The following is a 22,187-nucleotide window of genomic DNA, read 5'->3' as shown; positions in this document are numbered from 1 at the left end:
ATGGCCAAACCGATCAGTAAAGCGAGTCAGTCACAGGGAATGTTGATGTTCAAGTTGTCCCTCACTCAAAGTTTTGCGATTGGCACGCTTAAGGTCAGAGAAATCGTCCCTTTTCAGCCGATGACTCAGATCCCCTACTCCCATCATCACGTGATTGGTACAGTGACTATCCGCGACCTTACAGTTCCTGTGATTGATATGTCCGCTGCGATTGGCTTCCGTCCGATAACACCCGCTGAATACCAAGATTGTGTACTCATCGTTACTGACTGTTTGAGAACAGTTGTGGCGTTCTTGGTTCGTTCAATTGATAAAATCATTGAATGCGACTGGAAGAGCATTGAATCTCCACCCACCAGTGTGGGTCGCAATGTGTTTGTAACGGGTATTACACGTTTTGAAGACCGTATTGTGCAAATGCTCGATGTGGAACTGCTGCTTTCTAAGATCTACCCAGCTTATGAGAATGCTCATATCCCGATGCTGACCGATGTAGAAAGGGAACGCCTCAAAGCATTGAACATCTTATTAGTGGATGACTCTTTGATTGCACGTAAACAGTTATCTGATGCCTTAGACAGCATCAACATCCCTTACAGCATATGTAACAACGGCTTAGATGCCATCGACCTAATGCGACGCCAAGCCAGCGCTGGCAATGCCATTGATCTTCTGGTGAGTGATATCGAGATGCCGGGATTAGATGGTTATGAGCTTGCATTTGAAGTGCAAAACGACAGCGCTTTAAGTCACGCTTACTGTATTTTGCATACCTCACTGTCCAGTGAGATCTGTGTCGACCGTGCTAATCAGGTGGGGGCGCATGAAGCGCTTGAGAAGTTCAACGCGGGTGAATTAATCGAAGCTATGCTACGCGGCGCAAAAGTCTTAAACGGCGCCTCTACGGCTGCTTAGGCTCTGTTATAGAAGCTAAACCTGGCATAGTGCTCAATGGTTTAGCTTCTTAGTCTCTTCTTTCTTCAAATCTTAATAAGAATAGAGCTAACCGTTAGTCTTTGTTTTCTGGCATAGACTTTTTCGGCATAGAGTAGCTCTTACTCACAAATTCCACTTCCTCGACTTCATTCACATGATTGGTAAAAGAGGCCAATGCATAGAGAGTGTTCGCGACTAGGTTGGCGTATTTAAAAAGAATCGGGTCTGGCGACTTTTTGCTTTCATGATGTTCAATACTCACCAAAGCTCGCACAACTTTCTTAGCCTGACAACGACACAAGTGAAGTTCACTAGACACTCGGTGTCCACCGGGTAAGACAAAGCCTTTAACCCCCCCTTCTAACTGCTCACGGATACGATGATAATCTTGCTTGAGCTCGACCAATTTAGACTCGGTGATGGCAAGCTTACCGCGCACAGAGCCATTCAAATGGTAGATGTTTGGCTGCAAGCGTTGCAGGATCTCACGAACCTGAGGCTCTAGCTCTAAAGACAACACCAATCCAACTCGGCAACAAAGTTCATCCGACAAAATCTCAAAATCACAGATAGGACTGTCTTCATAGATAAACGGATAACAAAACTCGTCCCAATCTCGACTTACTGGTTTCACGTACCGATCCTTACACATAAATAGTCATCAAACGTCAATATACCAAACTCTTTGATTTAGACATAAAAAAGCCCTCACATTGGAGGGCTCCTGAAGAAATCGGTTAAACGAGATTACTCGTTAGATACTTTTTTGTGGCCTTCTTGTAGGTGAACGAAGTCCACCAGATCGTCGCCTGACACTTGGTATGCTTGACCAAAGCCTTTAACGAACAGGCCGTTCTCAGCTTTAAGGTTAAACAGAGAGAAGTCTTGAAGTTGGCTCAAACCATCAATGATTTCACCAAAACGCTCTTGCATCTGGCCAATCACTTGAGTCCAAAGTTCCGTTTCACGCTCCACAACACTTGCTTGAGCATCAAACGTTAAACGCTTACGTGCGTAAAGCTGCTTCGAGCTCTCTTCGTCTTCAATCATCATCAAAGATACCTGAGGGTTCGCTTTCAAGTTACGAGCATGACGAGCAATATCAGAAATTAGAACAAAGTAACCTTCTTGGTTCTGAACGAAAGGTGCGTAACTTACGTTCGGGCGACCTTCTTCATCAACCGTTGCAAGTTGAAGGGTACGGCGCTCTTGGCGAAACTCTTTAATTTCTGGACCTAGGCGACCTTGTAGACGTTCTTGTTTTACTTGCTGTTCCATGGGTAATTCCTTTCTTCACTTTCTCTGATTTATTATTTTTGCCCAAGGTTGAGCGATCATTAGCGAACTAAACGATCCTCGAGCATTGATGTCTTGTTTAAGCCAGTTGGCAACCCTATGTAAGATTGCTGCTGATTATTTACTGTAAATTGAACTTAAGCTTGTTCTTTTAGCGCTTTGAAGCGTTCTACTTGGTCGGCAATAAGCTCACGCTTTTCGTTGCGGCCTAGGTAAATCTTAAAAATGTTCTCACCGGTTTCACTGAAGAAGCCGAAGTAATGACTTTCACGACCCATGAACGCCTTGCTCACCAAACCGATATGTTTAACGTTATCAAGTTTAAGGTGACCATGAAGCTCGCCCTCTTTGCCCATTAGGTTGTAGTAACCACGCGCTACCTTACCTTTCGGGAATGGCGCTTTAACTTCAAAGATAGAACCAAATGAATGCACGATAGTGGTCACAGGGCCCCAACCCACTAAACCTTCTAGAATCTCTTGAGCACGGCTGCCATCTAGCATTACCGCCATGTCGTTTGGAAAAGCAGCAACCACTTCAACCTCTGAAACACCTAGCTTCTCAGCAATTGCTGTTGGCAGTAGTTTTGGCTCTTCTTCTAAAATTAGAGCTACGCGTTGTTCTAGAGTTTCTGTCATTTCTAATGTTGTATCTGTCATTGAATATGTTCCGTATAAACGAGTAAGTTATAAACTAAAAATTCGATATTAAGCGTGCTTCAAACTTGCATGCGGGTGTACGCCCGAACCTGACGCTTTAGGCGCTGGGTGCATAGCTTGGTATTCAGCGTTAAGCACTTGAATCACACTCTGCGCTAGGCTTACCGCCCAAAAGCTGCCAGCAATAGTCAGGCTCAGATAATCTTCCGAAAGCTCAACTAAACCGTTCTTTTCCCAATGCGCGAACAAAGGCTTGAGGTAGTCGAACGTATCTTGCCCCATAAATCTCGGTAGCGTACTTCTTCTAACAACACCAGAATCGAAACCTGCCTTTAATGTTGAGAAGATAGGCTCTAATGAGCTTTGCTTAGTCATCATGGCAATAGGTAATTGACCTTGCTTTATAGACTCCATGTAGCTGTCTAAAGTTCGATGCTGCATCACACCATGACCGCCGATGTTGCCACCAGCGCCACAACCAATGGGTAGAACTTCGGCATAATTTTTCGCTAAGCTGTTGTAAATGCTGCGTTCGCGGTTATCACGAGTCCAGTGGTTTACGCTCAGTTGCTTGACCTTATTTTTTGCCATGAACTCCACACCCGCCAAATACATGCTCGCCTTATCTGGCGTATTCGCAGGCGGTGGGATTTTTCCTTTCTCAACAAGATTAAGCATAGGTGCATTGCCCGCAACAATCAGTTGGTAGAGGTCAATGCCGTGTGCGCCAGTAGACATGTAGTCTTCTAAATCTTGTTGGAACACTTCCATAGATTGGTGTGGTAATCCGTATAACAGATCAAGAACGATTGGCGCTTGCTCGGTGCGGCTTAGTGAACTGATACGTTCTAGCACAACCTCTCGGTCATCTAGGCGCTTAGCACTACGTCGAACCTGAGTATTGAAACTTTGAATACCGAACGAGAAACGATTGAAGCCACCTTCAAGCGCACGATCAAACATCTCGTCACCAAATCGATTGATGCGCCCTTCCAATGTCATCTCAACATCGTTTGCTAGTGGGAAATATTGACGAATCGCTTTACCCAGCTGCTCAACTTGTTGAGACGACAAATCGGTGGGAGTTCCGCCACCAATATAGACGGCGTGAAATAGTCCAGACTGAGCCCAAGGTGTTTTGGCTTTCTGCTTTAGCTCGACCATCAGTGCATCGAAATACTCATCCACTAATTTACGGCTTGCGGCATTTTGGAAGAAATTGCAGAACGTACAACGCACACGACAGAAAGGAATGTGGATATACAAGCAACGCGTATCCTGTTTTTTCCCTTCACTCAGCATCAGTTCGTCAAAGAGTTCTAACTTCTTACTGGGGTCGACCGGAATTGAACTTCCTCCGGCGTGTGCAGAATGCTTTTTCGCAAACGCAAAACGAAGCGGATCAGGGCTAGAAACGCCCAAGATTGATTCGTCAAATTTATAAATATTAAGACTCATATAATCTCTCTAAACACTTACATAGCAAAGTCTGGAAGACTATTCGCTAAAAACTGAGAGAATCATAAATACACGCAAATGATAATGCAATTGATAATTGATCTTATTTAGATTCTAAGCAATAATCCGATACAGAATTTTGATTTGGTAAAGGATTGATTGTGAACGTTCCTAGATATGTTATTGCAGGCGGTGCATCGTTAGTGATTCATGCCGCGTTGTTGTTTGTCGCTCAAGAATCCAAAGTATTTGCGATGCCTGCAGGTAGCCAATCGAACACGGTATCGATCAACTTCACTCCTAAGAGCGTTCCTTCACAAGCTCAGCAAAAAACAATCACAGAGCCAGTTAAACCTGAGCCAATAAAAGAAACCGTCTCACAAGCCGAACCAAAAACGGTTGAGCCAAAGCAAACTAAGCCAACCCCAAAGAAAAAAGCGATCACCAATAAACCTCAACCAAAGAAAGTTGAGAAAAAAGTGATTGAAAAGAAGGTTGTCGAGAAAAAGCCTGTTCAAAAGAAACCAGTGACTGAGAAAAAGGTGGTGAAGAAAGAACGCCCAGAGCCAGCCACTCAACCAGAGAAACTGGCCGACAAGAAAGTCGATAAGAATATGGACGAATCTGCCAACCAGTCTCAGGAAGTAAACCAAGGCGTATCAAACCAAGAGCCGGTTTTAGTCACTAAGCCTTCGTTCTCTGCGCGTCCTACCCCACCGAATTACCCTCGCCAAGCAAGACGTCGTGGCGTTGAAGGTGTCGCGACTTATGAGATCTGGCTAGACGCTGAAGGCAAACAAATTAAACAAGCATTAGTAAATTCATCAGGCGCGCTAATGCTCGATAACGCCGCATTAGATGCCATTAAACAATGGAAATTCTCACCTCACACTGTCAATGGTCGAGCGATTGCTCACCGAGTACAAATACCTGTTCGTTTTAGGTTGGATTAATCATGCAACAAATCAGTTACTTACAAGATCAACTTGGCTTAATGACTTGGCCTCTTCTTATCTGCTCAGCATTAACAGCAATGATCATCGCTGAACGTGTCTTCCAAGTCATGTTCAGCATTGGTGTGGGCAAACGTGCTATTCGTCGTGAGCTTAACCAAATTTCACCAACCAACAGTAAAGAGATTGAAGCGCTTGCTCAGTCGATTTCAGGTAAACGCCCGCTACTGTACAAGGGCGTGTCAATGTTGCTTGCTCACCACTCTTTCTCAAAAGGGCTACGTGAAGATGCTGCTGGAATCTGGCTACAAGAAAAACGCCACCAGCTTCATGCCGGTTTAAGACTGCTTGGTTTGATCGGCGTGATCAGCCCACTCATCGGCTTGCTTGGTACGGTACTTGGTCTTATTGAGATGTTTAAAGGCGTTGCCGCGACAACAGGCAGCATCACGCCTAATGATTTGGCAGATGGTCTTGGATTAGCAATGCGAACCACAGCAGCAGGTTTAATGATTGCGCTTCCAGCTATTTCTGGTGCTCAGCTACTCGGGCTATGGGCCGATCGAGTGCTAGCTCAATTGGAGCATACATTGAACTATGTGAATGTGTGGTTAGAAGGCATGTCGATTCAAACCAATCAGTCAGATGATACTCAAGGTAAGCCTGTCAACAAAACCTCTATCGGTGATGTGAGCCAAGCATGATTAAAACGCCCCACTCATCTCACACACAGAGCCTAGCGCCGGACTTAACACCGCTGCTCGACATCATTTTTATCGTGATGGTTTTTCTATTGCTTACGGCATCGGTAAAGCTGGAATCGCTAGAAGTTGAGCTGCCAAGCTCGGATGTTAAAAACGCTTCTGAAGTCCACAAGGATTCAATTAGCGTCAATATTTTAGACCGCGAACCCTACTGGGCAATTAACGGCCAAGAATACATCGACTGGGAAAACTTCAAGATTGCGCTGTTAGAAGAGACTGGTTCAACGGATAAAAAACCGATCATCATTGGCGCAGATAAAGCCGCTAACGTGGAGAACCTAGTGAAGTTGCTTTCATTCCTTCAAGAAAACGGAATACCAGCGACTCAATTGCTCACGGACGATGGCTAGAGCGACACTCAATTTTCACGAGGTTTGGCTTCTGGTTGATAAAACTAAACAAGCAGACTAAGCCTCTCTATCGATTCGAACTCACAATGCGAACGGACTGCTCACTGAGTATCTTCGCGATACAAAAAGAAAATATAAAGAACTTATTATGAACAACTTAAACGTGCTCAATAAATTAAAGACCAAGACACCTCTTCTTTCATTAGCTGCAATCAGCCTGGCACTTAGCGCACCCGCAATGGCCAACGACGCTGAACAACCTCGAATCATCAGTGCTGGTAGTGCCGTTACTGAATTGGTTTTGGCATTAGGTGCCGAAGAGCAGTTAGTCGCGATTGATGTGACCAGCCACTTCCCTCAAGGAGAAAACCTGCCAAAGATTGGTTATCACCGAAACCTGTCTGCGGAAGGCTTACTTGCCCTAGAACCGACCACGTTGATTGGCTCAGATGAAATGGGACCAGACAACGCGATTTCTCAATTAAAATCGGCAGGCGTCGATGTAGAGATCGTCAACACCGAAGCAAACGTGGAAGGGCTGTTAAAGCGTATTGACCAAATCGCCAAGATTACCCATACCGAAGCGCACTCGCAGCAAGTTAAAGCTGAAGTAAATCAGAAGATTGCAGCACTGAAAGCGAACCAGGTACCAAGTAACGAAGCGAAGAAAGTACTTTTCCTGTTGCTGCACGAAGGTCGCCCTGCGAACGTTGCTGGCGGTGAAACTTCGCCAAACGCAATCATCGAGTTAGCTGGCGGTATCAACCCTGCAGCTCAAAGCCTAACGTCTTACAAGCCACTGTCGATGGAATCACTGGTAGAAATGCAGCCAGATGTGATTTTAGTCAGTGGTCGTAGCTACCAAAAAATGGGCGGTGCTGATGCCATCCTGAAATCGCTACCTATGTTAGCGGCAACGCCTGCAGGTATGAACAAGCAAATCATTACCGTAAATGGCAGTGCTTTGGTTGGCGGGCTTGGCCTAGAAAGCCTCTCTGAAGCAAAGCGTCTAAACGCACTTATCTACCCGCTATAACTCAACCACCCTATTTCTGCTATCGCTAATTCGCTTCCCTCACCAACTGACTCACGCTGTTGTTGAAGGAGGTCGAAGTTAGCGATAGATATTGAGGCCCTTTATGTTGTTACGCTCCGTCCCACTGAAAACGTCGATGTTAGCTCTAGGTGCAACCCTAGCTTTTGTCGCGCTGTACTCGATCACTGTTGGGCCAATGAACATTAGCTTAGCGGACAGCGCCACAAGCTTAATTAAACCAAACAATGACTTAGCACCTCACATCAACTTAGTGATTCAAGAGATCCGCTTACCTAGAACCATCTTGTGCATGCTGATTGGTGCGATCCTCGCCTTGTGTGGTGCAGTGATGCAGGGTTTGTTTCGAAACCCACTTGCAGAACCTGGCATCATAGGTGTGTCTGCGGGCGCAGCATTAGGTGCTGCACTGGCTATCGTTTTGTTCTCTGAGCTATCGCTTCGATACCCTGCTTTCATGAACTTTGCTGCGGTTCCTGTGTTCGCTTTTCTTGGCGGCGCTTTAACCACGCTGCTGGTGTATAAGCTGGGTACAGGTAAATTCGGCACCTCTGTCACCATCATGTTGTTGGCGGGTGTGGCGATCAGTGCGCTCTCTGGCGCAGGTATTGGCTTCTTGAATTTCATTGCTGATGACCAAATGCTGCGCGATCTTTCATTGTGGTCGATGGGTTCATTGGCGGGCGCTAAGTGGTCAGGAATTTTGCTGGCAGCTGTCACGCTCGTTGGCTTGTTTGTTGTTTTCTACCGCCAAGCGATGTCTCTAAATGCTCTATTACTGGGCGAGTCAGAAGCGCAACACCTTGGTATCCCAGTTCAAAAGCTGAAACGAAAGCTGATTCTACTGACGGCTGCGGGCGTTGGTATCACAGTTAGCCTGTCTGGCATGATTGGTTTTATTGGATTGGTTATCCCACATTTAGGTCGCATGTTGGCAGGCCCTGACCACCGAGTTCTGTTGCCACTATCAGCGGTACTAGGCGCACTGCTGCTAACCGCCGCAGACATGTTCTCACGTGTGGTACTTGCTCCGGCTGAACTTCCTGTTGGTATTGTCACTGCGATTATCGGCGCCCCATTCTTCTTATATCTACTATTTCAACAGAAAGGGAGAATCCTTTAATGTTTCCTTCAGCTTTAAAAGCGACCGATATCGAAGTGAAGTTCGGCAGTAAAGTGATATTAGATGGCGTTTCTATTGAGATTGAAGCGGGAAAGGTAACCACACTGCTTGGGCCAAATGGCGCAGGTAAAAGCACGCTGCTTAAAGCTTTATGCCAAGAGATATCAAGCAACGGCGATATTCAATACTTTGGACACAGCAAAGACAAGTGGCCTTCTCACAAGTTAGCTAAGCACCTTGCTATGCTTCCTCAACACAGCACCTTGACCTTCCCATTCTTGGCACATGAAGTTGTCGAGCTTGGTGGGATTCCTCTGCAAGAATCCAACAAAAAACTAACTAGCATTGCTAGCCAAAAAATGGATGTTGCTGATGTGACTCACCTGAGTGAAAGGCTTTACCCTTCACTATCAGGCGGTGAAAAGCAGCGAGTGCACTTGGCTCGAGTATTAACTCAGCTTCACCACTCTGGTGACCAATGTATTTTGATGCTTGATGAACCAACCTCTGCACTGGATCTTGCCCACCAGCACAACACCTTAAAGATTGCGAGAGAATTAGCCGATAACCACAATGCCGCGGTTATCGTGGTTTTGCATGATCTCAACTTAGCCGCGCAGTATTCCGATCGATTGGTGGTATTGAAAGATGGCAATTTGGTGTGTGATGGCAAGCCTTGGGATGCACTGAAACCTTCGATGATAGAAGATGTGTATGGTTACAAAAGTATCGTAGAAAAACACCCAACCATGAGCTTCCCTCAGGTTCACCCCGCACAATAAGTCCGATTAAGGAGCGACTCGTTTTGAGTATTCGTTCTTGATAACAATGACGTAATCCTAAGCCTCGATTTGTTCGGGGCTTTTTATTGGCTCACAGCCACTCTCTCGGCTTAAACTCAATTTTATTAACAACCACAACAGCAAGCACCAAAACGACTCACCTTGAGCATTTGAGGCTCTAGAAATGAACTCTACTTGTTAGGGTTACTTAGCTTTTAACACTGAAGAGAAAAACAAGCCGCGGGCGTAAGCATATAAAAAGAAAAGAAATAACATCATTCAGCAAACAGCAACATCGGTGTGGGGTTGAGAGAAAAACGCACAAGAAGTGAAACGGCAGGCACAAAAAAAGCCCCCGCAGGAGCTTCTTTTATTGAGTGCTGATTATTGGCTCATACGAATCAATGATTTACCAATCAACCACTCTAGTTCTTTACCGCTAGTATCGCCAAACTGAGTTTCAGTCAGCTTGTATAGACGATCAATACCGTTTGCAGCGAACTCATGCGCGCTCTCAGCAGTAACGATATGATGGAAAAGTAAACGTAAGATTGCTAGGAACTCAGCGTCTTCAAGTGCTGCAACCCAGCTAGCTGAAAATGCGTCAAGGCCATTTTCGAAGTCAATGTGTTCCACGAACATCTTGAAAATACGACCGTCTAGAGCAGCAGTAAAATCCGTTTTCTTTGGAAAGTGATGACTTATACCTGTACGAGAAACACCCGTTTGTTGACTCAACGTCGTGTATGACATCTTGTCGTAACCCAATCTTAGTAGCTGGTCTACAACGGCATCCATGATTTTCTGGATCGTGATTTCTGTATCTTCTTTACTACGCTTTGGCATATTCAGGCTCTTCTCTTTGTAAATCCATCTAACTCAATCAAATGAAGTCAGAATGAAAATCGTTATCAGCATTATGTGAGCAAGGTATTTTTTCGCAAGTATTTATAACTAAATTCACACAAATACTATGTACGAACAATTTTACAGTGATGCCTCTTTGGACACTTTGTCTAATTATTCTTCGAAAATCACCTTACAATCCTAAGTCGATAAGTTTAAATAACTACTTAGAATATGAAATACCCAACGAAAAATTCATTGTATAAATACCTATCAAGCGATAGATAGTCTTATAAAATCATTTCTGGCGCAACTAAGTGAATGATATTCTGACATATTAATAACATTCCTCTTCAACAAAACGTGAGGTAAATCACATACATATTTGGCGGCGCGAATATAGATATTCATCAAACACCTTAACAAACAACATAGCATACCAGTATAAATTAGTTCAAAGGTTTTAATTTTTGTAGATACAGTTCAAATTGCTCGTTAGAATAACCTCAGACTTTGTAAGAGGATTATTTATGAGCCAAGATATTGGTAACAACGATGTATGTGAGGCTTGCGGCTGTGCAGGCGAAATCGGGTTCATCATTAAAGAAGGCGACGATGTTGCTGAAGTAACGGTTTACGGAAACTCAAAAGCACTGATTGAAGCTGAGTTTGCTAAGTATGTTGAACTTGCTAAACAAGTGTCTAGCAACGTTGAGTTCGAAGCATCAGAGATGACTGAAGAAAGCACAGAGTTGCACGCTCGCTTTAAATTTGAAGTTAGCGCCGAGAAGATTATTTTTGAACTTAAGACTCGCTCTCTAGCGCGTTAATATAAGCATTTATATGCTTATTAAAAGACGAGTGAATTACTCGTCTTTTTTTAATTGAACCCAAGCCAGTGACCCATTTTGCTCAAAATCGTTTTCTGCAGCGCACTGAATCACTACGCCCCCCACCTCTAACACTGCCCCAATGCTATAAGCCTTGTCATCGTAATAACAAACTCGTTGCTGTTGGCCGCCTTGTGTCACCACCACCGCAGCTTTACCGGGCGTTGAAATTACTTTGTTGGCACTCGCAGACATTGAGCCAAACACTGAAGCGGCTATCAGAAAGACCTTAATAATTCGTATATTTACTCTAATCATTAATTTACCTATCATCTTTGCTCCATTCCTCGTTAATCTACCGCCAAATGGGTAAAACACTATGCGAGATTAATTTTTCCATTATAGTGTAAGCGTCTATCGTAATAAGAAGCCTGTTATGCTCAGAATAATTGCACTTATTATTGGTTCCTTAACCATAACAAATGTCAGTGCTGAACCACTCGATCACTATCAAATATTGAACCATCTCGATAATTACGGAAACTTATATCTACGAAATAAGCCTTATACATCACTTCCAACTGGCTTGGTGGTAGATGGTAATCTCAATATAGAGAATACTGCGATAACACGCCTACCCAAAGGGTTAGAAGTGAACGGCAGCCTTAAAGGCTCTAACAGCCAACTCGCTCGAGTCCCGAGCGGGGTTAAGATAAAAGGTTACGTCAACTTGATTGGTAGCCAAATCACCAGCTGGCCAAGAGGTGTAAGAATGGGCGGCTTTATCAACCTCACCGACACTCCACTGGAAAGGCTACCGAATGGCTTTAGAGTAAAAGGCGATCTGAGCGTGATCCGCACTCCTTTAACCGAGTTACCCAACGGGATCGTGATTGACGGCGACCTTTATATAGGCGGTTCTGGGATTACAACATTCCCCGAGACCATGACAGTCAAAGGCAACATCTATCTGGGCGGTAACACTGTAACCACATGGCCAACCAATCTAGAGCTCGGTGGCGTAGTCGCTCGCTAATTCAAGCTATTGCTCTAATGCTCTAATGCTCTAATACGTTAATGCTCGATCGCAGCAACAAATGGTGATTCAGAAACAAAAAAGGAGCCCAAGGCTCCTTTTTCAATTCAATCAAGTTGCTAATCAACTAGCAAGCTAACTAACGCTCGTTAACCAATGTTCTTCACTGGGTTGGCGTAGCTATCGATCAAGTACTGACGCGCACCTTGTGGCAGGCTCGACAGTTTAGCTTCAAACTCTTGTTTAACGGTCGCTGTAATCGACTCATCTTCTTTTTCTGCTGCCAGCAAGTTTACTGGGAACAGTTTGTAGTTATCGTGGATCTGACGATCGATCTCTTCAGCAAGCGCTTCAGGCGTATCAAAATCTTGGTCGATAACCTGACCGAAACCAACGTGAACGCGTCCTTTATCACCGATGATGCCTTGAATGATACTTTCGATATCTTCAAACTCACCCTTTTCGTAACTGCCGTTTACGTCTTTTTCGAAAAGCTCTATCGCTTTAGCCGTGTCACATGGGTCGTTCTCATAAGAAATAGCCACAGGAACAATCTTCAATGACTTCACGTATTCAGGGAAAGCAATTTTTTGCTTACGTCCTTCAACGTGGAACATTTTCAAAATTGCTGGCTCAGTAAAATCGTTACCGTCTTTCGCACGACCTTCCTTTTGAGCGATCCAGATTGAGTTGCCCGTTTCTAGAGAGTGCTTAATGTAAGAAGACAACTGCCCTAGCGCTTTCATCATCTCACGCGGTCCTTTCAAAGAACGCTTTACGATGAAGCTCTTGTTTAAACGCATCAATTCAGTCGCACATGGCTTTTTCAACAGGTTGTCTCCGATAGCGATACGACAAGTCTGATGATTATTTTGATGCAGAGCGTAATTTACTAACGCAGGATCCATAGCAATGTCACGATGGTTTGATACAAACAGATAAGCTTGGTTCGCATCCAGTGACTCGATACCAGTGTACGTCACACCGTTAGTGGTTTTCGCTAACGTGTCGCGTAAGTACTTTTTCACTTCAATCTGAATGGATTCAACGCTAGTCAGCTTGCTCCACTTCATTTTTAAGTACACACGCAAAATCGGGCTCATTAATGCTTTGAACCAAGACGCATGGTTTGAAAAACGGTAGTGCAAGATTGCACTGATAAATTCTTCATCATTAATAAGACGGTTTAGTGCCGCTGGAATTTCATCATCGCCGTAAGGACGAATATCAACATATGGATCGGTTGGAGAGGTCATTTTTTAATTCATATAATAAAAAGCTGGCTCATTCTACGCGTTGTTTTGACTTCTCGCAGCTACAGAGCCCATACTTTTGACAAGGTCAGACCAGAAACATTGAAAATCCCCTGTTATTGTTGGCATTCTTTAAGATTAACGGTAATCTTGACGCCCCAAAATTAAGGTACTATCTATGAACTTCGCTATTGAATATACATCGGCTTACTTTTCACACTTGGTGATCACACCACGCAAGAAAGTACTTAAACATAGCCTTGTATCGGTTCAAAGTGGCTTGGTTTTGATTAAGTTAGGCAAACAAGAGTATGCCGTTGAACCAGGACAAAGCGTCTGGATTCCACACGACTGCCTAACGTCACTGACCTACTTTCCAAACACTCAGGTTAACCGTGTCGATTTTTCTGTTCGTTTGACGGATTCATTCCCAAGACAAGCGGGTTACATTACGCAAACCAACCTCTCTTCGGCACTACTAGAAAAACTAGAGCAAACCAACGCTCGCGCTTCCAATGCCAATAATACGGAACAAGCGTTTAAAGATATGCTTTCTGTCTTGAAGCAAGAAGTGTTGTCGTTTAAACCACTGCTTTGTGAAAGTGCTCTTTCTCAGCGATTCAATCAATGGAACATTGATGATTCAAACCTGCCACAAGAGCACACTCTGGTGATGGTGATGCGAGAAGCGAAGAAGCGCATGCAGTCAGGTCAAAAACGTTCACTTGTGATTGATGATCTGTTCTCAGGTAAAGAAGAAGAGTTCGAGCAACTGTGTATGCTTGTTTTTGGTGAAGATTTATAGCTTGCCGGAAAGTGAGTGCTGGTATTAAAACTCGCAAGCCAGATACTAAAAAGCCGCAAAAACTGAGTTTTTGCGGCTTTTTTAATTCTTACTATTTAGACGTAGATAGCAATCTATCTGTGTATCTGCCTGTCTAAAATGGCAACTCAACCTGCATCATTAGGTCGGCGTCACGTGAGTCGTGCCAACGATAATCAAAGCGCATACGCGGCTGCCCTTCGACTTTCTCGCCAAAACCGATGCTGAGTTGAAGACCATGATTCATCAACCACTCTTCAGTCGACATATCATACTGCTCATCTTCAAGGTCTTCTGGAAACCACATACCCAAGCCAACATAGTTTGACTCAATGCTTTGTGTCAGCAATGGCGAGTCTTTGGTTTGAAGAACCCAGTCAGACCAATAGTCCGGTGTGCTTTCCGGTTCATCATCGCTCAGCCCACTGATTTCCATCATACGTTGGCCAAAAGAATCAATGCTGGTCGAGAAATCTAGACAATTGTCATCTTCATCAGAAGTCAGCATGATTGAATCTAAGCTAAAAAAATCACACTCAGCATACGCAGGCATACTACATGCTGCCATGATCAACGTCGCTGGTATCGCGCTCTTTAGCATAGTCCTCTGACCTCTTGATTAGTGAACTCACATTATCTGATACAGTCCACTATCTTGCAACATCTTTGTAACTGACTTTGTACTCAGTTTTGCAACATCGCTTCCACTTATCAGTGCATTACGTATGTCTGTGCTGCGAATTTTCACTTTTTCAGGGCAAGCCATTACAGACCACTGCTCGGTAATCTCATCTGATTTATAGAAAGATGAGAACTTAAAGAAGTTATCTGGGCCAATAACAAACGTCAGTTCAGCGTCACGATGTAACTTTTGCAGTTCACTGAGTACAGCAAAAGTCGTCACGCTTTCGCCGGGTGTAAATAAGCTCTTTTCGATCAACGAAAGCTCAACTTGATCCAGTGAAAGATCACTGATAAATGCATTAACTAACTGACATCTCGTATCAAAGTCTAGCATCTCTTTTCCCCAAGCATGGGCAATACTTGGAACGAGTAGAATTTTGTCAAAGTGAGCCAACGAATCAATCACACTTTTATGCCCTAGGCTCGGTGGATTAAACGCACTACCGAAAATGGCTATTTTTTTCATTGTTTATTACTGCCTTCTCTTTCTAAGCTTGTGCAAAGAGGTTTTTAAATCGGATGATTTAGGTATGATAACACTAGATTTTTAATTTGCTTGCAGGAAAGGAATACGAATGGAACAGTTAATTCGTGACGAAATGCGCGTACTACCTTCAATTGACCCTCACTTCGAAGTGACTCGTCGTGTGGACTTTATTAAAACGAAACTTCAGCAGTCAGGCTGCAAGTCTCTGATCCTTGGTATCAGTGGCGGTGTAGACTCAACGACCTGTGGCCGCTTGGCACAAATGGCCGTGGATAGCCTGAATGAAAACTCTGGCAGCAACGACTACCAATTCATTGCGGTTCGCCTACCTTACGGCGAACAAAAAGATGAAGATGAAGCACAACTTGCTCTCTCTTTCATCCAGCCTTCTCAATCTGTTTCTGTAAACATCAAAGCGGGTGTTGATGGGCTTCACGCAGCATCTCACGTTGCACTTGAAGGTACAGGTTTACTACCAACAGACTCAGCAAAAATCGACTTTGTTAAAGGTAATGTGAAAGCTCGCGCTCGCATGATCGCGCAATACGAAATTGCGGGTTACGTTGGTGGTCTTGTGATTGGTACTGACCACTCAGCAGAAAACATCACTGGCTTCTACACCAAACACGGTGACGGTGCATGTGATTTAGCGCCTTTGTTTGGCCTGAACAAGCGTCAAGTTCGTGAACTTGCAGCAACGCTAGGTGCGCCAGAGCTATTGGTTAAGAAAGTGCCTACTGCCGACCTAGAAGAGCTTGATCCACAGAAAGCCGACGAAGCAGCATTGAACCTTTCTTACGACCAAATCGATGATTTCCTTGAAGGTAAAGAAGTCCCTCAAGACGTGTCAAACCGCTTAGTAGGCATCTACAAAGCAACACAGCACAAGCGTCAACCGATCCCAACGATCTACGATTAATTGTTTGAATTAATCTTAGAATCAAAAAGGCCGGAAGTTCATTTCAGTGAACTTCTGGCCTTTTCTATTCAATGTGCTTTTCTTTCTGGCCTTCCGACCTACCGAGTTAGTCTACAACTTCGATATCAGTTTGAGGCACACTGCAACACGCCAGTATTTGCCCCATGTTGCGTTCATGATCTTGCAACGCCGGTACATCAGGTTGATGAACTTGCCCAGACTCAAGGGTCACTTTACAAGCACCACAGAAACCCGCGCGACAGCTTGATGCGATAGACACACCTGCCGACTCAGCTTGCTCTAGTAGTGTTGATTGGTTGTTGCCTTCGAACAGGTAGCCGTTAACGCTCAACTGCAGTTGCTTCACCGCTTCTTCCGTTGATTGAGCAACACCAAACGCTTCTTGATGATAATGCTGAGGATTCAGCCCCATTTGAATCAGCAATTTCTTGGCATTATCCATAAAGCCGTCAGGGCCACACACGAATGCTTGGCGCTTATGAAGGTCCTCAATTTTGGCGACATGAGACACACTCAAACGACCTGACAAACCATCCCACTCTTTCGTTGGTTGGCTTAGTGAATAAATCACACTTAGACCAGCATGTTCGCGAGCGATCTTATCAATCTCAGCTTGATAAGGGATATCTTCTTCACTGCTGCATTGGTGATAGAACACCACATCATCAATCTGACCATGGTCGGCTAAGTAACGAAGCATCGACAACATAGGGGTGATGCCGCTTCCCGCTGATAACAGCAGTAATGGATGTGTTGGGTTATCTTCTAAGTAGAATGCGCCATCTGGATTCTGAGCAACTAGCGTGTCACCGACTTGGAAGTGATCATTGAGCCAGTTTGAGATTTGACCATCGTCCACTCGCTTCACGGAAATCGCCAAACGACCTGCGCGTGAAGGGCTAGAAGATAACGTGTAACGACGAGACACTTTCTCGCCATTAATCACCATTTCAATCGGTAGATGCTGCCCCGGCTGATAGCTTGGTAATAAATTGTTCTCTTTCGCTGGCTCTAGCCAAAAGGTTGTGAAGTCGCGAGCGATCTCTTCACGCTCGACGCAAGTTAAGTGCAGTGACTCGACCCAAGAGTCTTCGTAATGTTCTTTCTCTTTGGTTTCAAGTACCTCAACAACGTCACCCGCTTTCACCAGACCTTCATTTTTCGCCACAAGGTTCTGACCAAAGAAAACGCCACCACGTTCATTGGCTCTGAACGTAGAAAAGGTATTGAGTGGCTCTTTTGTTGCTCTGAATTCGCCGCTCTCAACATCGACTGTCGTTAGGATACAGCGCTCACAAGGCTTCACCGCTTCGAATTCAACCTCACCAATTCGAATGCGCTTCCAACCATCTTCAGCAAACGCTTCAGTGTTTGAGACGACAAAATTGGTGCGGAACTGATCCATTGAATGGGTTTCAGGGCTGCGGCGATTGAGTTCATCAAGAGAGGCTTGGCTGATCACTAACATTGGGTAACCGTCAGCAAAACTCACATTGTGACCGAGCTTTTCACGAACACGATTCGATTGCTCGCCAGAAAACAGTAGCTCAACGCGCACGCCCAACACATCACTGAACCAATCATCCGCCTCGTCGTTGGTGGTATACGCAGTGAAGCTATCTTTCCACACTGTTGCAGGCGCTTCTTGCATCTTGAAGTTTGCATATTTTAGGCGCAGCGGTTCTTTGCCTTCGTAAGTAAAAATCAAACCGTCTGGCTGCAAGCTAGAAGACACATTGACCATTTTAGGGTACTTACGCGCCGTCACCATTGAGCCGTCAGCCAAGGCCAACATAAAACGTCTGTCGAAGGTAAGGCCCTGTTTTTCGACCCAAGCAGAAGAGAGTGCAATCCCACCTACTGATTTAACCGGAAACACATTAATTTGAGATAAGGAGGGCTGTTGACCTGAAAGCTCTTGCTCCAAAGCCTTTTGATCCAAAGGTGACTGCGACATAACGATTCCAATGTTTTGTTGTTTGTCCCAATGCTAACAAATGGTTATAAATAGATAAACTGGCAGGCATTAAACACTTGATACTAAGTAGGCATGATTAAACTAATAGAATGGCATTATGTTCCGGCAAACCTAAAACTCTTGAAACTAACGATGATGCTTTACACACTAAAAGTAACCCGAATTTATTCACGCTATTTTTAAGTAGATCAGCAATATGCTGCACCTTGTTTCGACAATTGACTCAATGAGCCAGGTTTGCCTAAGTGATAGCCCTGAAAATAATCTATGCCCTGCGATTGTGCAAAACGTAAATCTTCATGGTTTTCTATACCTTCAGATAACAATTCAATCTGATACTTCCGAGCTAAAAATCTAAGACGCTCCCAAAAGGTCGAATTATCACTCCGGTTTCTCATTAACGACCGATCTATTTTCACTATGTTCGGTTTAACAACCCTAATCAGTGCTTCACCAGTGTTATAACCACTGCCATAGTCATCTATCGCGATTTTAATTCCAAGACCACGACATACTCCAAACTGGGACATCATCCTTTTCTCGTCAATGCCAACCGGGTATTGTTCATTCTCAGTAAGCTCAATCCATAAGGTTATACCCAACTTATTACATGCTTGCCAAATTGGGGAAATATCACGTAGAAAAGTGAAACTTAAAACGTGATCAGGGGAGATATTAATAGTCAGAAAATCAATCATTTTCTTCTGAGACAATAATTCCTCGGACACTCTTAACAAGAATATTTGAGTAAACCATGCAATCTTCTTAGAGTCTAACAGACAGCGAATTGACGATTCAACATCGTGCCCTTTTTCCCAACGTAACAAAACCTCAGCACCGACAGTTCCATTGCCATTAGTTATCGGTTGAAAAACAGGATAAAACAATCCCTGATTAACATCGTCAATAAGTGCTTCGGCTTGTAAATTTTCAGACAACATATTCGTATTCATAAACAAACCTCTTTTTGTGATTAATCCATACTACAGATCAATAACTAGCAAGGATTAGCATGAACAAATCATATGTAGCTTTACATGCCTACTTCTTAACCGTGAAGACAAACTGCATAAGTAGTTAAACGAACTCCTGTACAAATACACAATGCCGTTTCAAAACGGTAATCTCGAGTCTGTTACATTTAGATAGGTTATTAAAAACGCCATAAACCATCATAGATGACTATACTTCAATTAGATCAAATTACGCTTAGGGATAATGTATGTTTGGTGACTATTTAAAGGAATTGAGAGTCTCACTAGGTCTTACTCAGAGTGAGCTTGCTGTTAAGTTAAACCTTGCAAATGAAGAGTTTCGCTCTGTAGACGTGGTAACTCTCAGTCGTTGGGAACGAGGAAAAACCAAACCAACACTTGCAAAATGCCTAAGAATCTTGCGTTGTTTACAGGTTGACCTGAGTGACTTTTATGAATTAATACCTAATCCAAACGAAACAAAGCTACTAGACGAGGTTGAACAACTTCGTTTTAATAACAGGGTAACGAAGCTTTCATCATTAAGTTATGAAGAGCCACAAGAGCCACAATCAACTTTAATTACTGAGATGCCACTTCTTTTGAAAGATGATGACAAGATACTATCTAGCCTTAAAATCTTTTACGAAACAGCCATCCATACACCGAAGGGTTTTTTCGACATTAATCTATATGACTACCAACAAAACAAACGAGCTATTTTAAAAAGATTTATAACAGAAAGCGGGCAGTTGGTAGGTCACTCAATTAGTTTTATATTCGAAAGTGACTATTTTGACAAAGTTACTCATTCAAAAATCATTGATATCGACCTGACAAAATCTGTCAGTTATAAAAATTCGACTAAGTTATCGGTTTGTAATTATAATCGTTACTCTTCTAACTTCCAGATATTTCGATGTATGTTAGTTTCTCAATTTATAAACCTAATTCACTATTCAAATGTTCAACGTTATTATTTCTTTAGTGCATGGCCTGAAATCGGACAAATTTTAGAGCAACTTGGATTTAAGAAAATAGCATTTGATATTGAGTCAGAAAAAGGAGGTTTTAAATTAGGCAACCGCTCATTCGAACATTGCTTATACGAAATTGATACAGCGACACTTCTTTCTCAACCCGAAATAATAACCCTCATAAAAACAACCCAGTGGGATAACCAATACTCAATCAAAAATCATTAGGCATAGCCAAACAGACTTTAAATTAAGATGCCTACCATCTTAAGTTTCTACACATAATAATACTTCGCCTTATGCAAAAGATTGGAGAAAACTACTGTGTTTGGCGAATACTTAAAAAAATATCGAATCGCGAATGAACTAACACAAAGTCAAGCAGCTACAAAGCTCAACTTACTCGGAGGAGATCTATCGAACATTGATACCGTTACACTTAGTCGATGGGAAAGAGGAACAACTAAACCAACTCTTAGCCGTAGTATTCGTGTTTTGCGAGAATTTACCAACGATCTTGAGCCTTATCTATCTAAAGTTAGTCATTTACAACATCAAGACCCTAGTTCTAAAAATAGAGTTGATCAATTCAATACTCTGATGGAAGAGAAATACCGTAGTTTAAATAACTTGATCGCCAGAGCAAATTATCAGTCAACATCGATGATCGAACACAATCCTGTTTGTGAATATCCGATTGGAAATTCTAATGATAGTGAGATTGTAAATTCTGTACTTGTTTTTCATGAGAAAACCTCTGATGAGAATATTAAGCATGGACTCTATAAAATCGATTTTTTAAAATATTGCAATGAAAAACGTTTCATTGCCTATAAATATGTCGACAGCGTCACAGGGGAGCTATTAGGACATAACATAGGCACTATATTCACGACTGAAGGTATGATCTCCGAAATTGAAACACTTTCTCAAAAGTCGATTGATGAAATAGATTTAAGAAAAACCGTTCCTTATAATAAAAGACGAAAATTAGCTTATTTTGCGGTGAGCCATCATTCGCTGTACGAGCGACCTTTTCGTCTACAATTAAATAGAGAATTCAGGTTTCTAGCAAAACACGCTAACATTACCGACTACTACACAACAGTTGCTATAAAGAGCTCAGCAGAAGTACTCGAAAAAATGGGATTTTCTGTTGTTTCGTACGAGAAAAAATCAACCAACGGTGCAATCAAAATTGGTAAACACTATTATTCTAAAGCTTTAATGCACATAAAAACAAGCCAGCTATTTACTCAACCCGAGTTCTTGAACTTGCTTACAGGCTGTCAAACCTGTTCAAACCCATGCTCAATTAGCTCTCAGTGTTGCTAAGCGGTCTCTTTCCGCGCACATTAACAGGAGTACCAATCCATCGAAAGATAGTTCTGATGGATGAACTCCTGCTTGCTTCAATCTTTCAAAACACAGCTCTACAGTTTTGACATTCGTATTCGATATTATTGAACCAATATACCTCATTATTTTCCCACTTAAATTATCAGTACAATCTATATACTATGTAATTAAGCGATTGAGTATTAAAGCATATGGTAAAAAGTTAGAATCTAATATGCTATGTTCGCTTGACTACATGTCAACCTCACGAACAATTACATCATCTACTTCATTGTTTAGTAATGTTACATAACTGCTCTGAGTCATGCCTCTTACAGCTTTCGTGTTTTGCATGCCATCCACATTCGTTAGACTTTTGTCAGAATAAATTGCTCGTATATCTCCATCGACTCGGCCTGAAAACGTGACATCATCAGCACTAATAGAAGCAATCGCTGAGGTTGCAAAAAATAAAAACGAACATAAAACGACCTTAATATTGACAAACGACTTCATAAACACCTCAAATGTAATTGGTTACATATGAGAGTTTAGCTTATTCGCAGGGAAAAAGAAGTCTAATGCCTACCAGCCACTCTTGCATCCGTGATGTTAGATTTGTAAACATTAATTTGTTCAGAAAAGT

At 43.0% G+C, this 22,187-nt stretch carries 25 protein-coding genes; 13 read left to right on the top strand and 12 right to left on the bottom strand.

Going from position 1 to position 22,187, the window contains the following annotated elements:
• Entirely contained in the window at positions 1-915 is a 915-nt protein-coding gene (locus AB6E52_RS03195; protein ID WP_017062751.1) for a chemotaxis protein, read from the top strand.
• Positions 916-1,009: 94 nt separating this feature from the next.
• On the opposite strand, the gene AB6E52_RS03190 is transcribed toward AB6E52_RS03195, so the two are convergent.
• The 4 genes from AB6E52_RS03190 to hutW form a co-directional block, all read right to left on the bottom strand.
• The gene (locus AB6E52_RS03190; protein WP_102321341.1) at positions 1,010-1,570 is read right to left on the bottom strand and encodes an ATP:cob(I)alamin adenosyltransferase; all 561 of its coding nucleotides are present in this window, start codon (positions 1,568-1,570) and stop codon (positions 1,010-1,012) included.
• A gap of 113 nt (positions 1,571-1,683) precedes the next feature.
• Entirely contained in the window at positions 1,684-2,214 is a 531-nt protein-coding gene (hutZ, locus tag AB6E52_RS03185) for a heme utilization protein HutZ (RefSeq protein WP_004731858.1), read from the bottom strand.
• Between the two features lie 155 nt (positions 2,215-2,369).
• Entirely contained in the window at positions 2,370-2,891 is a 522-nt protein-coding gene (gene hutX, locus AB6E52_RS03180; RefSeq protein WP_016784265.1) for a heme utilization cystosolic carrier protein HutX, read from the bottom strand.
• Positions 2,892-2,939: 48 nt separating this feature from the next.
• Positions 2,940-4,349, bottom strand: coding sequence for a heme anaerobic degradation radical SAM methyltransferase ChuW/HutW (hutW, locus tag AB6E52_RS03175; RefSeq protein ID WP_102321340.1), 1,410 nt, complete (start codon positions 4,347-4,349; stop codon positions 2,940-2,942).
• A gap of 161 nt (positions 4,350-4,510) precedes the next feature.
• Here hutW and AB6E52_RS03170 point away from each other — a divergent pair, with 161 nt between their 5' ends.
• From AB6E52_RS03170 to AB6E52_RS03145, 6 genes are all read left to right on the top strand, one after another.
• On the top strand, positions 4,511-5,302 hold the full coding sequence (locus AB6E52_RS03170; protein WP_102321339.1) for an energy transducer TonB: 792 nt from the start codon (positions 4,511-4,513) through the stop codon (positions 5,300-5,302).
• Positions 5,303-5,304: 2 nt separating this feature from the next.
• Complete coding sequence (locus AB6E52_RS03165) at positions 5,305-6,006, top strand: MotA/TolQ/ExbB proton channel family protein (protein WP_102321338.1); 702 nt, start codon at positions 5,305-5,307, stop codon at positions 6,004-6,006.
• Positions 6,003-6,416 (top strand): biopolymer transporter ExbD, encoded by a 414-nt coding sequence (locus AB6E52_RS03160; protein WP_102321337.1) that lies wholly within the window; start codon positions 6,003-6,005, stop codon positions 6,414-6,416. The genes AB6E52_RS03165 and AB6E52_RS03160 overlap by 4 nt, the downstream gene beginning before the upstream one ends.
• Positions 6,417-6,564: 148 nt before the next feature.
• Positions 6,565-7,452, top strand: a complete 888-nt coding sequence (locus AB6E52_RS03155) for a hemin ABC transporter substrate-binding protein (protein ID WP_102321336.1) — start codon at positions 6,565-6,567, stop codon at positions 7,450-7,452.
• A 103-nt stretch (positions 7,453-7,555) separates the two neighbouring features.
• The gene (locus AB6E52_RS03150) at positions 7,556-8,593 is read left to right on the top strand and encodes an iron ABC transporter permease (RefSeq protein ID WP_102321335.1); all 1,038 of its coding nucleotides are present in this window, start codon (positions 7,556-7,558) and stop codon (positions 8,591-8,593) included.
• Complete coding sequence (locus AB6E52_RS03145; protein WP_050620596.1) at positions 8,593-9,375, top strand: heme ABC transporter ATP-binding protein; 783 nt, start codon at positions 8,593-8,595, stop codon at positions 9,373-9,375. The genes AB6E52_RS03150 and AB6E52_RS03145 overlap by 1 nt, the downstream gene beginning before the upstream one ends.
• Before the next feature lie 384 nt (positions 9,376-9,759).
• Here the strand turns inward: AB6E52_RS03145 and AB6E52_RS03140 are convergent, their stop codons facing one another.
• Positions 9,760-10,221 carry a TetR/AcrR family transcriptional regulator gene (locus AB6E52_RS03140; protein WP_017062760.1) on the bottom strand — a complete coding sequence of 154 codons (462 nt, stop codon included), beginning with the start codon at positions 10,219-10,221 and terminating at the stop codon, positions 9,760-9,762.
• A 530-nt stretch (positions 10,222-10,751) separates the two neighbouring features.
• Between AB6E52_RS03140 and AB6E52_RS03135 the strand changes: the two genes are divergently transcribed.
• On the top strand, positions 10,752-11,051 hold the full coding sequence (locus tag AB6E52_RS03135; RefSeq protein ID WP_017062761.1) for a YfcZ/YiiS family protein: 300 nt from the start codon (positions 10,752-10,754) through the stop codon (positions 11,049-11,051).
• A 36-nt stretch (positions 11,052-11,087) separates the two neighbouring features.
• Here AB6E52_RS03135 and AB6E52_RS03130 read toward each other — a convergent pair whose 3' ends face one another.
• The gene (locus AB6E52_RS03130) at positions 11,088-11,384 is read right to left on the bottom strand and encodes a YnjH family protein (RefSeq protein WP_017067955.1); all 297 of its coding nucleotides are present in this window, start codon (positions 11,382-11,384) and stop codon (positions 11,088-11,090) included.
• Between the two features lie 103 nt (positions 11,385-11,487).
• On the opposite strand from AB6E52_RS03130, the gene AB6E52_RS03125 reads away from it, so the two are divergent.
• Positions 11,488-12,087 carry a hypothetical protein gene (locus AB6E52_RS03125; RefSeq protein ID WP_102321334.1) on the top strand — a complete coding sequence of 200 codons (600 nt, stop codon included), beginning with the start codon at positions 11,488-11,490 and terminating at the stop codon, positions 12,085-12,087.
• A 149-nt stretch (positions 12,088-12,236) separates the two neighbouring features.
• Here AB6E52_RS03125 and AB6E52_RS03120 read toward each other — a convergent pair whose 3' ends face one another.
• Positions 12,237-13,343, bottom strand: a complete 1,107-nt coding sequence (locus AB6E52_RS03120; protein ID WP_102321333.1) for a 1-acyl-sn-glycerol-3-phosphate acyltransferase — start codon at positions 13,341-13,343, stop codon at positions 12,237-12,239.
• Positions 13,344-13,518: 175 nt separating this feature from the next.
• On the opposite strand from AB6E52_RS03120, the gene AB6E52_RS03115 reads away from it, so the two are divergent.
• Positions 13,519-14,145, top strand: a complete 627-nt coding sequence (locus AB6E52_RS03115; RefSeq protein WP_102321332.1) for an AraC family transcriptional regulator — start codon at positions 13,519-13,521, stop codon at positions 14,143-14,145.
• A gap of 133 nt (positions 14,146-14,278) precedes the next feature.
• Here the strand turns inward: AB6E52_RS03115 and AB6E52_RS03110 are convergent, their stop codons facing one another.
• Both AB6E52_RS03110 and AB6E52_RS03105 read right to left on the bottom strand, forming a co-directional pair.
• A complete protein-coding gene (locus AB6E52_RS03110; protein ID WP_017067958.1) occupies positions 14,279-14,764 on the bottom strand; it encodes a hypothetical protein in 486 nt (161 codons plus the stop codon).
• 27 nt (positions 14,765-14,791) lie between these two features.
• Positions 14,792-15,313, bottom strand: coding sequence for a nicotinate-nicotinamide nucleotide adenylyltransferase (locus AB6E52_RS03105; protein WP_102321331.1), 522 nt, complete (start codon positions 15,311-15,313; stop codon positions 14,792-14,794).
• A 109-nt stretch (positions 15,314-15,422) separates the two neighbouring features.
• Between AB6E52_RS03105 and nadE the strand changes: the two genes are divergently transcribed.
• Complete coding sequence (gene nadE / locus AB6E52_RS03100; protein WP_102321330.1) at positions 15,423-16,253, top strand: ammonia-dependent NAD(+) synthetase; 831 nt, start codon at positions 15,423-15,425, stop codon at positions 16,251-16,253.
• A gap of 106 nt (positions 16,254-16,359) precedes the next feature.
• On the opposite strand, the gene AB6E52_RS03095 is transcribed toward nadE, so the two are convergent.
• The gene (locus AB6E52_RS03095; protein WP_102321329.1) at positions 16,360-18,231 is read right to left on the bottom strand and encodes a hybrid-cluster NAD(P)-dependent oxidoreductase; all 1,872 of its coding nucleotides are present in this window, start codon (positions 18,229-18,231) and stop codon (positions 16,360-16,362) included.
• A gap of 209 nt (positions 18,232-18,440) precedes the next feature.
• Complete coding sequence (locus AB6E52_RS03090) at positions 18,441-19,205, bottom strand: EAL domain-containing protein (RefSeq protein ID WP_017062770.1); 765 nt, start codon at positions 19,203-19,205, stop codon at positions 18,441-18,443.
• A gap of 269 nt (positions 19,206-19,474) precedes the next feature.
• Here AB6E52_RS03090 and AB6E52_RS03085 point away from each other — a divergent pair, with 269 nt between their 5' ends.
• Both AB6E52_RS03085 and AB6E52_RS03080 read left to right on the top strand, forming a co-directional pair.
• Positions 19,475-20,431, top strand: coding sequence for a helix-turn-helix domain-containing protein (locus AB6E52_RS03085; RefSeq protein ID WP_102321328.1), 957 nt, complete (start codon positions 19,475-19,477; stop codon positions 20,429-20,431).
• 96 nt (positions 20,432-20,527) lie between these two features.
• Positions 20,528-21,538 (top strand): helix-turn-helix domain-containing protein, encoded by a 1,011-nt coding sequence (locus AB6E52_RS03080; RefSeq protein ID WP_102321327.1) that lies wholly within the window; start codon positions 20,528-20,530, stop codon positions 21,536-21,538.
• Between the two features lie 255 nt (positions 21,539-21,793).
• On the opposite strand, the gene AB6E52_RS03075 is transcribed toward AB6E52_RS03080, so the two are convergent.
• Positions 21,794-22,057, bottom strand: coding sequence for a hypothetical protein (locus AB6E52_RS03075; RefSeq protein ID WP_017062773.1), 264 nt, complete (start codon positions 22,055-22,057; stop codon positions 21,794-21,796).
• Positions 22,058-22,187: the final 130 nt, after the last annotated feature.

The sequence above is a fragment of the Vibrio sp. 10N.247.311.13 genome (assembly GCF_041467595.1).
Classification (GTDB): Bacteria; Pseudomonadota; Gammaproteobacteria; order Enterobacterales; family Vibrionaceae; genus Vibrio; species Vibrio crassostreae_C.
The sequence above is the reverse complement of the archived record's forward strand: the minus strand, read 5'-3'. Positions and strand labels throughout refer to the sequence as shown.

Coding starts and splice junctions, on each gene's coding strand:
- AB6E52_RS03135 (WP_017062761.1), top strand. CDS start 10,752: ATGAGCCAAGATATTGGTAACAACGATGTATGTGAGGCTTGCGGCTGT.
- AB6E52_RS03155 (WP_102321336.1), top strand. CDS start 6,565: ATGAACAACTTAAACGTGCTCAATAAATTAAAGACCAAGACACCTCTT.
- AB6E52_RS03105 (WP_102321331.1), bottom strand. CDS start 15,313: ATGAAAAAAATAGCCATTTTCGGTAGTGCGTTTAATCCACCGAGCCTA.
- AB6E52_RS03195 (WP_017062751.1), top strand. CDS start 1: ATGGCCAAACCGATCAGTAAAGCGAGTCAGTCACAGGGAATGTTGATG.
- AB6E52_RS03145 (WP_050620596.1), top strand. CDS start 8,593: ATGTTTCCTTCAGCTTTAAAAGCGACCGATATCGAAGTGAAGTTCGGC.
- hutZ (WP_004731858.1), bottom strand. CDS start 2,214: ATGGAACAGCAAGTAAAACAAGAACGTCTACAAGGTCGCCTAGGTCCA.
- nadE (WP_102321330.1), top strand. CDS start 15,423: ATGGAACAGTTAATTCGTGACGAAATGCGCGTACTACCTTCAATTGAC.
- AB6E52_RS03085 (WP_102321328.1), top strand. CDS start 19,475: ATGTTTGGTGACTATTTAAAGGAATTGAGAGTCTCACTAGGTCTTACT.
- AB6E52_RS03120 (WP_102321333.1), bottom strand. CDS start 13,343: ATGACCTCTCCAACCGATCCATATGTTGATATTCGTCCTTACGGCGAT.
- AB6E52_RS03125 (WP_102321334.1), top strand. CDS start 11,488: ATGCTCAGAATAATTGCACTTATTATTGGTTCCTTAACCATAACAAAT.
- AB6E52_RS03115 (WP_102321332.1), top strand. CDS start 13,519: ATGAACTTCGCTATTGAATATACATCGGCTTACTTTTCACACTTGGTG.
- AB6E52_RS03090 (WP_017062770.1), bottom strand. CDS start 19,205: ATGAATACGAATATGTTGTCTGAAAATTTACAAGCCGAAGCACTTATT.
- hutW (WP_102321340.1), bottom strand. CDS start 4,349: ATGAGTCTTAATATTTATAAATTTGACGAATCAATCTTGGGCGTTTCT.
- AB6E52_RS03075 (WP_017062773.1), bottom strand. CDS start 22,057: ATGAAGTCGTTTGTCAATATTAAGGTCGTTTTATGTTCGTTTTTATTT.
- AB6E52_RS03095 (WP_102321329.1), bottom strand. CDS start 18,231: ATGTCGCAGTCACCTTTGGATCAAAAGGCTTTGGAGCAAGAGCTTTCA.
- hutX (WP_016784265.1), bottom strand. CDS start 2,891: ATGACAGATACAACATTAGAAATGACAGAAACTCTAGAACAACGCGTA.
- AB6E52_RS03130 (WP_017067955.1), bottom strand. CDS start 11,384: ATGATAGGTAAATTAATGATTAGAGTAAATATACGAATTATTAAGGTC.
- AB6E52_RS03110 (WP_017067958.1), bottom strand. CDS start 14,764: ATGCTAAAGAGCGCGATACCAGCGACGTTGATCATGGCAGCATGTAGT.
- AB6E52_RS03165 (WP_102321338.1), top strand. CDS start 5,305: ATGCAACAAATCAGTTACTTACAAGATCAACTTGGCTTAATGACTTGG.
- AB6E52_RS03140 (WP_017062760.1), bottom strand. CDS start 10,221: ATGCCAAAGCGTAGTAAAGAAGATACAGAAATCACGATCCAGAAAATC.
- AB6E52_RS03150 (WP_102321335.1), top strand. CDS start 7,556: ATGTTGTTACGCTCCGTCCCACTGAAAACGTCGATGTTAGCTCTAGGT.
- AB6E52_RS03160 (WP_102321337.1), top strand. CDS start 6,003: ATGATTAAAACGCCCCACTCATCTCACACACAGAGCCTAGCGCCGGAC.